12 protein-coding genes are annotated in these 12,154 nt (G+C 37.9%); 2 read left to right on the top strand and 10 right to left on the bottom strand.

Annotated elements, in window-relative coordinates; all coding sequences use genetic code 11:
• Window positions 1-144: 144 nt before the first annotated feature.
• Window positions 145-987 (bottom strand): DegV family protein, encoded by an 843-nt coding sequence (locus tag A5849_RS09820; protein WP_002309576.1) that lies wholly within the window; start codon window positions 985-987, stop codon window positions 145-147.
• Window positions 988-1,116: 129 nt separating this feature from the next.
• Here A5849_RS09820 and A5849_RS09825 point away from each other — a divergent pair, with 129 nt between their 5' ends.
• Entirely contained in the window at window positions 1,117-1,770 is a 654-nt protein-coding gene (locus tag A5849_RS09825; protein ID WP_002309577.1) for a hemolysin III family protein, read from the top strand.
• A gap of 63 nt (window positions 1,771-1,833) precedes the next feature.
• Here A5849_RS09825 and A5849_RS09830 read toward each other — a convergent pair whose 3' ends face one another.
• From A5849_RS09830 to A5849_RS09865, 8 genes are all read right to left on the bottom strand, one after another.
• On the bottom strand, window positions 1,834-2,352 hold the full coding sequence (locus A5849_RS09830; RefSeq protein ID WP_002309578.1) for a dihydrofolate reductase: 519 nt from the start codon (window positions 2,350-2,352) through the stop codon (window positions 1,834-1,836).
• Window positions 2,353-2,371: 19 nt separating this feature from the next.
• Window positions 2,372-3,319, bottom strand: coding sequence for a thymidylate synthase (locus A5849_RS09835; RefSeq protein ID WP_086310065.1), 948 nt, complete (start codon window positions 3,317-3,319; stop codon window positions 2,372-2,374).
• Window positions 3,320-3,330: 11 nt separating this feature from the next.
• On the bottom strand, window positions 3,331-5,214 hold the full coding sequence (locus A5849_RS09840) for an ABC-F family ATP-binding cassette domain-containing protein (protein ID WP_086310066.1): 1,884 nt from the start codon (window positions 5,212-5,214) through the stop codon (window positions 3,331-3,333).
• Window positions 5,215-5,372: 158 nt separating this feature from the next.
• Window positions 5,373-7,451: a sodium:proton antiporter gene (locus A5849_RS09845; protein ID WP_002309582.1), complete on the bottom strand. Its 2,079-nt coding sequence runs from the start codon at window positions 7,449-7,451 to the stop codon at window positions 5,373-5,375.
• 12 nt (window positions 7,452-7,463) lie between these two features.
• Window positions 7,464-7,739 (bottom strand): hypothetical protein, encoded by a 276-nt coding sequence (locus tag A5849_RS09850; RefSeq protein ID WP_002290188.1) that lies wholly within the window; start codon window positions 7,737-7,739, stop codon window positions 7,464-7,466.
• 465 nt (window positions 7,740-8,204) lie between these two features.
• A complete protein-coding gene (locus A5849_RS09855; RefSeq protein ID WP_002290187.1) occupies window positions 8,205-8,660 on the bottom strand; it encodes a hypothetical protein in 456 nt (151 codons plus the stop codon).
• Between the two features lie 153 nt (window positions 8,661-8,813).
• Entirely contained in the window at window positions 8,814-10,022 is a 1,209-nt protein-coding gene (locus tag A5849_RS09860; RefSeq protein WP_002309583.1) for a CCA tRNA nucleotidyltransferase, read from the bottom strand.
• 110 nt (window positions 10,023-10,132) lie between these two features.
• Window positions 10,133-10,465, bottom strand: coding sequence for a nucleotide pyrophosphohydrolase (locus A5849_RS09865; protein WP_002309584.1), 333 nt, complete (start codon window positions 10,463-10,465; stop codon window positions 10,133-10,135).
• Between the two features lie 147 nt (window positions 10,466-10,612).
• On the opposite strand from A5849_RS09865, the gene A5849_RS09870 reads away from it, so the two are divergent.
• On the top strand, window positions 10,613-11,488 hold the full coding sequence (locus A5849_RS09870) for a YitT family protein (RefSeq protein WP_002309586.1): 876 nt from the start codon (window positions 10,613-10,615) through the stop codon (window positions 11,486-11,488).
• A gap of 81 nt (window positions 11,489-11,569) precedes the next feature.
• On the opposite strand, the gene A5849_RS09875 is transcribed toward A5849_RS09870, so the two are convergent.
• Window positions 11,570-12,151 carry a ReoY family proteolytic degradation factor gene (locus A5849_RS09875; RefSeq protein ID WP_002309587.1) on the bottom strand — a complete coding sequence of 194 codons (582 nt, stop codon included), beginning with the start codon at window positions 12,149-12,151 and terminating at the stop codon, window positions 11,570-11,572.
• Between the last annotated feature and the right edge of the window lie 3 nt (window positions 12,152-12,154).

Below are 12,154 nucleotides of genomic sequence, written 5' to 3' on the forward strand. Positions count from 1 at the left end.
TGTATTCGATTGGTCTAATGTTATCAAAAATTTTATCAAAAAGGTAGTCTTTATGAAAAAAGAAAATAATTATTTTCCTATTTTTACAAAGAAAAAGAGAATAAGCTAAAAGCCTTGCAGGCTGAGGGCTTATCCTCTTTTTGACTAGTCTACGTAATACATGATTGCAAACGCGTCTTTACCAGTATGCGTAGCGATAACCGGATTCGTATGCAGTACAGGGATATGCATATCCGGAAACAATTCTTGCAGACCTTCTTTGAATTCTTGTGCCAGTTCTTTTGCATCCGCATGAGAGATGCCGATTTGCCGCACATTTGGCAATTCTTTCAGTTCGTTTTTCAAATTATTGAACCATTTGTCGAACGTTTTCTTTCCTCGCCCCTTCGTTACAGGGATCAATTCAGAGTGGGCGAAATTCATCACCACGCGTATGTTCAAAACACTAGACAGTAAACCAGTCGTTCGGCTGATTCTTCCACCTTTTACCAAGTTGTCTAGTGTGGAAATTCCGATGTATAATTTTGTATTATCTTGTACTTTTTTGACTTCTTCAAGGATTTCCTCTACTGATTTACCTTCTTTTGCTAATTCAGCTGCTCGAATTACCTGAAACGATAATCCTTGGTCAGTGGTATCACTGTCGATAACCGTTACTTTCGTTTTGGTTAAATTACTAGCTTGTCTTGCTGCTTCTACTGTTCCACTCAAGCCTTTTGTCATATGGATCGAAATCACTTCACTGCCGTCTTCTCCTAACTCATCATACATTGAGATGAATTCTCCAATCGGTGGTTGGCTGGTTTTTGGCAGATTTTTTGCTTTCGCCATCATTTCCATAAATCTTTCACCGTCTAATTGGTCATCATCCGGATATACTGTTCCGTCAATCATGATGGATAGCGGCATGACACGAATGCCTAAAGCGTCGCGTATGTTTTTTTCCATCGTACATGAAGAATCTGTTACGATTTTTACGTTTGTCATTATTTTCTCTCTCTTTCTTTAACAAGATGTCTTATTCATGTTAAACTACATGTAAGACAATTTCTATTTTTAGTATAACAGACAAATAATGATTTTTCATTAATTACACCTAGTAAAGGAGCCGTTTTCATGGAAAAAACGAAATTTAATCGAACGTATGAAATATTAAATGAAGTGTTTAATGCAGTCACCCATGGAATTGGGACTGGATTGAGTATCGCAGGACTAGTGATTCTTTTGATAAAGGGTGCCCACTTGCATTCCTCTCTCCATATTGTCTCTTATGCTATCTATGGATCGATGATGATTCTTTTATTTTTAACGTCTACGTTGTTTCATTCATTGATTTTTACAAAAGCAAAAAAGGTGTTCCAAGTATTCGATCATAGTTCGATTTTTCTTTTGATTGCAGGAAGTTATACTCCTTTTTGTTTGCTGAGTATCCGAGGATGGCTAGGTTGGACTTTATTTGTATTGATTTGGTTGTTTGCGATTCTTGGCATTATATATAAAGCGTTGACGTTGCATAAACGCGAGAGAGTATCAAAAGTATCTACGATCATCTATATTTTTATGGGGTGGCTCTGTGTCGTGGCTGCTGTTCCTCTTTATCATTCTCTTGGAATGACTGGTGTTATTTTGATGGTGGCAGGCGGTCTTTCTTACACGATAGGCGCATTCTTTTATAGCTTGAATTCTATCCGCTATATGCATGTGGTTTGGCATTTGTTTGTTATGTTAGGTGCAGGTTTTATGTACTTCTCTGTTTTATTCTTTACTTAATAAAAAAGCTATTGATGGGTCAGCTCTAAATAAAAGCTGTTCCATCAATAGTTTTTTTATCGTCTATTCGCCTGTCCCATTTTTTAAAGGATTCTCATTACGCTGATAGGTTTCAAATTGATGCGGGTAACGATTTTTTTCATCTATTTCTCCTTGACTCGTATTGATCAATGACCAATCAGACCAGTCAACAGCTGGAAAATAAGCATCTCCATCAAATACATGATAGATGACTGTCCGGTATAATATCGTACAAAAAGGTAGAAATTCTTGATAAACAGCTGAACCTCCAGCGATGAAAAAAATACCATCTGTTTCTTTTTCCAAGGCAAGCACTTCTTCTACACTATGCATAACATGCACGCCTTCTGCTGTATAGGAAGAATCTCTAGTCAAAACAATCGTTTGACGATTCGGCAACGGACGGCTGCCCATCCCTTCGAAAGTTTTACGTCCCATCACTAATGTATTTGCTTCTGTCATTTGTTTAAAGAATTTCAGATCATTTGGCAAACGCCAAGGAAGACGGTCTTCTTTTCCAATCAATCCGTTTTCGTCCTGTGCCCAAATTGCAGCTAACATTTTCTCATCCTTTCTGATTTTAAACAGCGATAGGCGCTTTGATCGTTGAATGTGGGTCATATCCTTCTAACTGGATATCTTCCATCTCAAAATCAAATACTGACTGCTTTTCCTGATTCAAAGCTAAAGTTGGAAATGCGCGTACTTCTCGGCTTAATTGTTCTTTCATTTGTTCGATATGGTTGATATAAAGATGAGCATCTCCTAATGTATGAACAAATTCTCCCACCTCTAAACCTGTTTCATGTGCAATCAAGTGAGTCAGCAACGCATAACTTGCAATATTGAACGGAACACCTAGAAAGACATCCCCACTACGTTGATACAATTGGCAGCTTAACCGTCCCTCTTGCACATAAAATTGAAACATCGTATGGCAAGGAGGCAAAGCCATGCTAGGAACATCTTCTGGATTCCATGCAGAGACAATCAATCTTCTAGAATCAGGTGTTTTTTTGATTGCTTCGATCACTTCTTTGATTTGATCAATAAAACCGCCGTCTTTTGTCTCCCAGTGCCGCCATTGATAACCGTAGATGTGACCAAGATCACCGTATTTCTCAGCAAAGGAATCATCTGTTAGGATCTTTTCGCAAAAAAGTTTGCTCTGCTTTTTATATTCTTCATTGAATTCAGGATCTGTCAAACTTCTATGTCCAAAATCAGTCATATCTGGTCCGTTATAATCTGTACTTTTGATATAGCGTTCAAATGCCCACTCATCCCAAATATGGTTTTTATTTTGTAATAGATAGCGGATGTTCGTATCTCCTTTTAAAAACCAAAGCAGTTCGCTTTTGATCAAGCCAAAAGGTACTCGTTTCGTTGTTAACAAAGGAAAACCTTTTTGCAGATCAAACCGCATTTGATACCCGAATAAACTTAACGTGCCCGTGCCTGTTCTGTCTTCTTTACGATGTCCTTCTTCCAACAATTTTCTTCCTAAGTCAAGATACGCTTGTTCCATCCCTTTTCCTCCTAATCTTCTGCCCATTCACTCAAATATTCCCAACGTGCCATTTTTTCTTCAAGTTGTGCTTCTGTCTCAGATACGTCGTTTTGCAATTCCTGTAACCGAGTGAAATCATCTCCTTGATGATTCATCTCTTCTTGGAGTAATGAGATTTTTTCTTCAAGTTCTGCAATATCCTCTTCAATCGTTTCCCATTCTTTTTGCTCCATATAAGATAATTTTTTCTTTCCAGCAGGTTCCTTGCTCTGTGTTTTTGGCTTCACTTTTTCAGCAGGCTGCTGGAGTTCTTTTTGCTTCAGCAAATAACTGGACATGTTTCCATAATAAAGTTCTTGTTTTCCGTTTCCTTGGAATACCAATAGCTTATCTGCTACCTTATCCAAGAAATAACGGTCATGGGAAACAGTGATCACAGCACCTGGGAAACTTCTGAAATAGTCTTCCAAAATCGTCAATGTTGCTATGTCCAAATCATTGGTCGGTTCATCCAATAATAACACATTGGGTTGTTGGATCAGCAGTTTCAACAAAAACAATCGCCGTTTCTCTCCACCTGAAAGTTTGCCAATCAGTGTCCCATGCATAAATCTCGGAAATAAAAATCGTTCAAGTAATTCTGCTACCCCGATTTGACTGCCATCAACCGTTTTTGCTTCTTCAGCAGCTTCTTGCAAGTAAGCAATCATCCGTTTATCTGGCGCCATTTCTTCATTTTCTTGTGTATAATACGCAAGCCGAACCGTTTCACCGATAGAAATTGTACCGCTATCCAGAGGAATTCTGCCAGCTAGAATATTAAGCAATGTCGATTTCCCTGCCCCATTTTTACCAGTAATTCCTAGCCTTTCCCGAGATTGGATCAGCAAATCTAAATGTTCTAGCAGTGTTTGGTCATTTATACGGCAACTGCCATCTTTGATTTCCAATACTTTTTTTCCTAAACGTTGTGTCGCTAGATTCAATTCTAAGTCATCTTCTTGGTTTACTTGATATAAATTCTCCTTTAGATTTTCGAAACGGTTAATTCGTGCTTGCTGCTTGGTACCACGAGCTTGCACTCCTGCCCTCATCCATGCTAGTTCTTGCTTATAAAGTCGCTTGCGCTTTTCTTCTTGTTCTACTTCTACACGATCACGTTCTGCTTTTTCTAAGACGTAAGCTTCATAATTTCCTTTGTACTCGTATAATTTTCCAAATGAAAGTTCGAAGATCCGGTTTGCTACTCGATCTAGAAAATAACGATCGTGAGTAACCATCAATAGAGCGCCACGGTATTGTTTCAAATAGTTTTCCAACCACTCGATTGCTTGATAATCCAAATGGTTTGTTGGCTCGTCTAGTAATAGTAAATCGGGTTCATCAATCAGCACTTGAGCTAAACTAACTCGTTTTTTCTGTCCACCCGATAGCGTATTGATTTTTTTATCTAATTCACTGATTCCTAATTTTTGCAAAATAATCTTCGCATTGGTATCTGTGGTCCAAGCATCTTCTTTATTCATTTGTTCTTCTGCTTTAGCATAACGTTTTTGCACATTAGGGTCTTCTCCATTTTCCCCTAGTTCGATCAATGCTTCCTCATATGCTCGAACAGTTTGGATCAAGGGACTGTTTCCCTGAAAGACTGCTTGGAGAACAGTTAGTTCATCAGAAAATTCAGCTGCTTGAGAAAGATAACCTATACGGTAATCAGTTGGATAAAACACTGTTTGCCGATCGCCATCGCCGCTATCGATACCAGCAATAATATTTAAGAGACTTGTTTTACCCGTCCCGTTCGTCCCAATCAACCCGATACGGTCTTTTTCGTGGATCAAAAAAGAAATCTGGTCAAACAAATCTTTTTCACCATAAGTTTTTTTGAGGTCAGTTACTTTTAATTCTTTCAACGTGTTCCCTCCTTATCTTGGATATTGTATCATAAAAATAGTGAACTTCAGGAAAATTTTTTTCGAATTTGTTCTTTTTGTGTTCCAAAAAAAGAACAGGACCGATCTGATCCTGTTCTGACATGTTTTGTTTTTATCGTTCTTGAAAATCTATTTTTTTATTTCGTTGCGCTCGATTTTTTTGACTTTGCTCGAAACGCAAATCGGAAAGAAAAGTTATCTGACGGTTTGTTCATCGTGTAAGATTCTAACAAATTGATATTCCTACGGTAGCTATTCGCAGAAAACGTCGTGATTTTCTCAGCAACTTCGTATTCATCAATGATTTTTCTTTCAAGATAGTAACCTCTCAGCATTTTTTTCGTAAACAGGTTATCTTGCTGGATCATCCACGAAGAAATCAAATTCCCCGAGCTCATTTTTATTCCCTCAAGTTTTCGTTGCTGGATAAAAAATTGAAGCATCGTTTCATCATAAATATCAGTCAAGTTATCTAAACTTTCAATAATCAATTGTGTATTTTTTTGATATGTCTCCCTGATTTCTTGGATATCTTCATCACTAATAAATGTCTGACGATCCGCATACCTTCTTTGCCAAAACATTTTTGGGTGGAGAACGATTCGCATCAACCTACGGACAACAATGAACCAAAAGCCGATAAAAGATAAAAATTGACTGGTGATCGAATGTTCGAACCGGGAAAGAAAACGGGAATAAAAGCGATAACCATTAGAAGAAAGTTTACCCGAACGATAACTTTCATCTAATCCGTCGCGTTCGATCGACAAAATCAGTGCTTGTATTTCTTGTACTTCTTGCTTTTCATCATCGGTTAAATCTTCCAAGTACAGATCACGTATCCGTTCCTGGTAATTTTCTATCACTGCTTCAGTGGCTAAAAATTCTTTTGTATCACGATCAATTTCCTTTATTTCTTTTCGCAAAACTTCAACGACCTCTTCTAAGATCATCAAAGCATTCAAATCCGTGCTTTTCGCTTCCTCTGTTTCCGTCAGCATAGGCAAGACAATGATCCCTATGACCAAAGTCACTAAGATAACACCGGCCGTCAAAAACAAAAGTAAAGATCGCTGGTAAAACATCATATTATTGATTGAAAAGGGCAAAATAAAGATCGTAGCCAAACTGACTGTTCCCTTTACACCGCCAAATGTCAAAATCAAGATCTCGTTCAACTGTTTTTTGAACTTTTTACTGCCATCTTTGAATACATAAAAAAGACTGATGGAAATGAATCTAATCACAAAAAGCATAATAGAGATCAATACGATAATTGCTAACAAAAGACCATTTGGATATAAACCGTCTCCCCATACCGGCGAGAATACTTGTGTCAGTTCGATTCCTAAGAATATAAACACTAATGCATTCAGTGTAAAAGCAATAGTTGTCCATGTACTGTGGGACAAACTCGACAACTCTGCATCAAACACGGTGATTCTCCTAAAACCAGAAGCTTGGAGAATACCTGCTGCCACCGCAGCAATGATCCCAGATACATCAAATGCCTCTGCCAAGACATAGGCTAGAAAAGGAAGCAAAAGTTCGATTAGCAGATACCCTGTGACATCTTGTGCCGATGCTTTTTCAATCAAATGGATTATTTTTTGTTTGAACCAGACAAGCAAAAAACCGATCAAAGCTCCACCAATACTGGAGACCACTAAACTCACCCCAGCGTTTACTGCGGAAAAAGAACCGGTGATTAGCGCACCAAGAGCAAACTGGAAGGCAGTAACGCCAGATGCGTCATTCAACAGGCCTTCTCCTTCTAAAATATGCATTGCTTTCTTAGGAATATTCACCCGTCCAGAAAGCGAACTGACTGCTACCGCATCTGTCGGACCTAACGCTGCTCCAAAAGCAAAGCAGGCAGCAAGAGGGACACTTGGCAACAGGAATGACAACGTCGCACCTACGCCAACAAGGGTCAAAATGACTCCGCCAAATGCCAAGAACAGAATCGTCCCGAAATTTTTGAGAATCGAAGAAATATCTGCTTTTTCTCCTTCTCTAAATAACAATGGTGCAATGATCATAACCAAGAACAATTCAGGTTCAAAATCAACTGATTGTCCCCACTCTGTCAGACCTAATACCACTCCAAGGAAAATTTGGATCAGTGGAGCTGGGATCATTGGCAAAATGCGGCTAGCTATGTTCGATAAGGTGATCGTTACTGCAAATACAATAACTAACTCAGCAAATTCCATCGTCCATCCCCTTTACTTTTTATTTTGTGTAAGCATTTTTAAAAATTGTTCTTTTTTCTTTAAAATTTTGGTTTCAACTACTTCAACTTGTGTTTGATTTCCCTCTAATTCACACTGTACACGTTTTGACTCCAAACGAAGCAGATCATGTTTCAGACGTTCCAACTGACGATACATTAATATATTTCTTTTACGCAACTTACAAAGTATTTGACGGCGGTCATCCATCGAAAGGGCGCCATAGCGATCATGCAACAGTTTTTTTTGTTGTTCAAAACTTTCTCTCATTTTCTAGATCTCCTATACACAAACTTCCATCATTATAGCAAAGTTCTCTTTGAATGAAAAATATTTCATTGTTTCATCGTTTATTGCTAGTTAGAAATTTCCATAAATTTTTCAACGCCTCATTCTATTCCAAATAGTCTCAGATATCAAGTAAAACTTAAGAAAGATAAAAGTTTCTAACAAAAATAATATTTGTTTTTTTATCATATCCTCCTTGTTCCTTTGTCACAACAAAAAAAAGACTGTGACAATATTTTTGTCACAGTCCCTTATTCTGAATAAATGGTGTTCTAGAGACAGCCTATTAGCCATAAGGCACGATTTTGTAAAAATATGAGAAGCTATTTTTCAAAAATCACTTCTTATCGCTCCTGCGGTTACTCGTCGCAATTTCTTTGTTAGAGTTCTCATCATCGCTCAAGGCTGAATGTCTCTTTCACAACCTCATTTTTGCGTAAGATCAATTTATTCGAAAAATTCTCCGTATACATCTTCTACACGTTGGTCTGGGTTGATCACGATGTACAAGTTACCTGTTTTTTCGCTGATTTTTGTAGATTGGTATTGATTGTCTAATCCTTCTGTTCCTTTATCTAGATATGGGAAGTATACAAGATCAGGTGTTCCATTGCGGTAAAGGATTTCCATTCGTTCGATATCTTCGTATTTCAATGCACGATTAAACATGCCCATTTCCAGTCCACCTAAGTTGATATCATGTGTCGCAACTGCGTCCCCCTCATGGAAAATTTCGATTTTAAATCCGGCACATGGATGGATTTCAACAAATTCACTGCCGTTGATCCGTCCAAAACTTGTTGTGATTTGTTTGATCCAAAGATCGCCGATGTGACGGCGGTTAATCGTCCATGTTTCTCCATTTCTAAAATAAAATTTTAGCGCTGTCATTTCTTTACTCATTAAAAAGACTCCTTTATGATGTAATTTATTCTTGTACTTCCTCAGTTTAGCACAAATTTATGTAAGTGGTCACATTTTATGTTTTTTCTTCTAATGACGTATCTGCCCAGTTTAAGTAGCTAGCCAAGCTGAGCAGATACAGTCTAGCGTTTTTTAAATCAATTTTTCTTTCGATAAAAAATCCAAAACCTGTTTTTTATCATTTTCTATTCTTTGTTCTACGACAGCTTTTTCAGCTGATTGCAAAGCTTCACTAACCCACTTACCAGGTTTTTTTCCACTTTCTTCCAGCAAGATTTTACCATCTACAGCTAATTCGCTTAATGACTTGATAGGTAAACGATCATAGGATTCTTCTACGACATCCATCTGTGGTGTTTCATCAAAATAAGTCATTAATTCTTCTACTTGCAATGCATGCTTTTTGCCTAAGAAGTATAATTCGAACGGTTCTAAAACTCCAGTTTTTCGTTGACGCAGTCCTTGAACAAGTGCTTGGACATCCTTGATCATTTGATTGGAACACTTCCACGATTTCAAAAAGGAGCGAATTTCATTTTCTTTTAGATCCAGTTGACTGATTAATAATGTCCATGCTTGACTCTCTTCTTTCAATGGAACGGAAGGTAATTCAGCAAAACGTAAAAGTGCTTCACCTTCTTCTCTCAAACCAGGGCAGCAAATATAACATTCTGTTTCAATGAATGCATGGATTCCTGCAGACCGTTCATTTCCCAAAAGCATCTTGATGAATTCCACATTTATACGTTCTACAGATATTTTGCCTAATAGCTCGTGGTTTTCTTTGATGGCGTAGAAGGTTTCTTCCTCTAATTTGAATCCTAATTGACTGACAAAACGCAACCCACGCATCATTCGCAAGGCATCTTCATGGAACCGCTCATGAGGATTGCCTACAGCTCGCAAGATTTGTTCTTCTAAATCTTGCAGACCATCGAACAAATCGATGATTTCGCCGTCTTCTTTCAAAGCAAAGGCATTGATTGTAAAATCTCTTCGTTTTAAGTCTTCTTCCAACGAACGAACGAATTCTACATGATCTGGTCTGCGGTAGTCTTGATAAGTTGATTCCGTCCGAAATGTAGTGATTTCATATTGTTCATCGTTTTCTAATACCAATACAGTCCCGTGTTCAATCCCGATATCTATCGTTTTTGGAAAAAGCTGTTTGATTTCTTCTGGAAATGCGCTTGTTGCGATATCCACATCATGGATCGGCTGGTTCAGCAAGATATCACGAACACTTCCACCTACAAAATAAGCTTCATATCCTGCATTTTCTAATTTTTTCAGAACTGGAATTGCCTTTTGGTATTCCAGAGGTAATTGTTTTAATTTCATTTTTCCAACCTTTCCTGCGTGTTTCTTGTACTGAGATAAGTACTCAGTTGCATGATGCCTGATTGATAAGTCCGTTTTAGTAGCTTCAAAGCACAAACCACTTTATTTTTTTACTTGTCCTTACGTTCAAAGCGGTTATGGTCTCTTTGATTGAATTTTTCCATATTTTTTTCAAAAACATCAGTTAAGTCGATATTCAATGAATTAGCCATGATCATCGTAACGAATAAAACATCTCCAAGTTCTTCTGCTACCGAGTTATCTGGTTCCGAAGCTTTTTTGCTTTTTTCTCCATAAGCGTGGTTGACTTCTCTGGCCAATTCACCTACTTCTTCCGTTAATCGAGCCAGTTGAGCTAATGGAGAGAAATACCCGACCTTGAATTGTTGGATATATTCATCTACTTCCTGCTGCATACTGTATAAAGAACGTTTTTCATCCATCTTTTTCCCTCCAAAACTATCTTACCAAAACTTTAACGCAAATCCTAGATAAGAGCAATTGAGAAAAACGAATTTCCGTGCTACATTTAGGAAGGAATTTCTAAATGGAGATTCTTTGAAAATACATAATTGAAAGCTGGGATTCATATGGCTACACGGAAAACAGTAAAAGAAGTACTTTTTATTATTATAGGAACGAGTATTTACGCATTTGGACTTGTTTATTTGAACATCGCTAATCACTTAGCAGAAGGGGGCGTCTCAGGGATCACCTTGATCTTGAGAGCTTTATTCGGAATTGATCCAGCTTATACGACTTTATTAATTAATATCCCGTTGATTTTACTAGGGGGAAAGATCCTCGGAAAACGTTCTTTAGCCTATACTGTTCTAGGTACACTCTCTTTGTCATTCTTTTTATGGATTTGGCAACGGGTTCCGCTAGAAATTAATTTACAGCATGATCTACTGATCGTTTCTCTACTTGCGGGTTTGGTTGCAGGGGTAGGAAGCGGGATCGTCTATCGGATGGGTGGAACAACAGGCGGAAGCGATATTATCGCTCGGATTTTAGAACAAAATTACGGCATCTCCATGGGACGTTCCCTATTGGCATTCGATATCATCGTCTTGCTTGCTTCCTTAACCTATATCGACTTGAAACGCATGATGTATACGTTGATCGTTTCGTATGTTTTCAGTCGTGTGATTGATTCGATCTTAGATGGCGGATATTCTGCAAAAGGTCTACTTGTCGTCTCCAACAAAAGTGAAGAGATTGCACCGCTACTGATGACCGGTCTGCAAAGAGGTGTGACTTTCCTTTCTGGAGAAGGCGCATTCTCTGGTAATTCAAAAAAAATCATCTATATGGTCGTTAGCTCTAGTGAATTAACTGAAGCTAAGAGGATCGTCCACGAGATTGACGAAAAAGCTTTCCTTTCAATCATCAATGTGCATGAAGTGGAAGGGCAAGGCTTTACTTATTTGAAGCCACAGACAAGATTACTGAAAAAACTATAAGAAAAAAGACAAAGATTGGCTATGAGGAAAGATTCCACATCCAGCTGACCTTTGTCTTTTTTAGTACTATACTGTTTTTAACTAATTGTTATGTTCACTTACCCGGTTACTTTTCTTTTGTGTCTGCAAAAGGATCTTTCGGTTAACTTCATCAGATAATTTCAAAAAAGCATCCCTATCTCCATCTTCTAGCGCTTGATCGATTTGAGCATAAAGCATATTTAGTTTTGCTGCTTCTTCTTTTTCTTGAAAATATCGCTCGATCAATTCAGTATCTTCTTCACTAACAGAAGCATCCCAAGAAGAAAATGGATTATCTTCTAAGATCGATAGATATTCTCTTGTCTGCCAAGCATTCTCAAATAGACATTCCACATATAAGGGTTTCTTCCAATTCAATCGGATCTCATGAAAAATCTGATCTGTATCCGTAAATTCTTTTCCCTGCAAAAACAATTTCATTGGTTCCCCTTCAACAGATAGATCACTGATTTGCAGACCTCGATCCGCAAAATTTGCCCCTTCTACAAAGTGGACATTACTTAAAATCGCTTCATGATTGGCAAGATAATTCAAGATCCAAAAAACTTCTCTTCGGCTAAAAGATACATGATTGACCATCCACGTTAAAAAATTCTTCTTTTCCCGTACATCAATTAGCATTTT

Source organism: Enterococcus sp. 10F3_DIV0382 (assembly GCF_002140245.1).
Lineage (GTDB): Bacteria > Bacillota > Bacilli > Lactobacillales > Enterococcaceae > Enterococcus_B > Enterococcus_B lactis.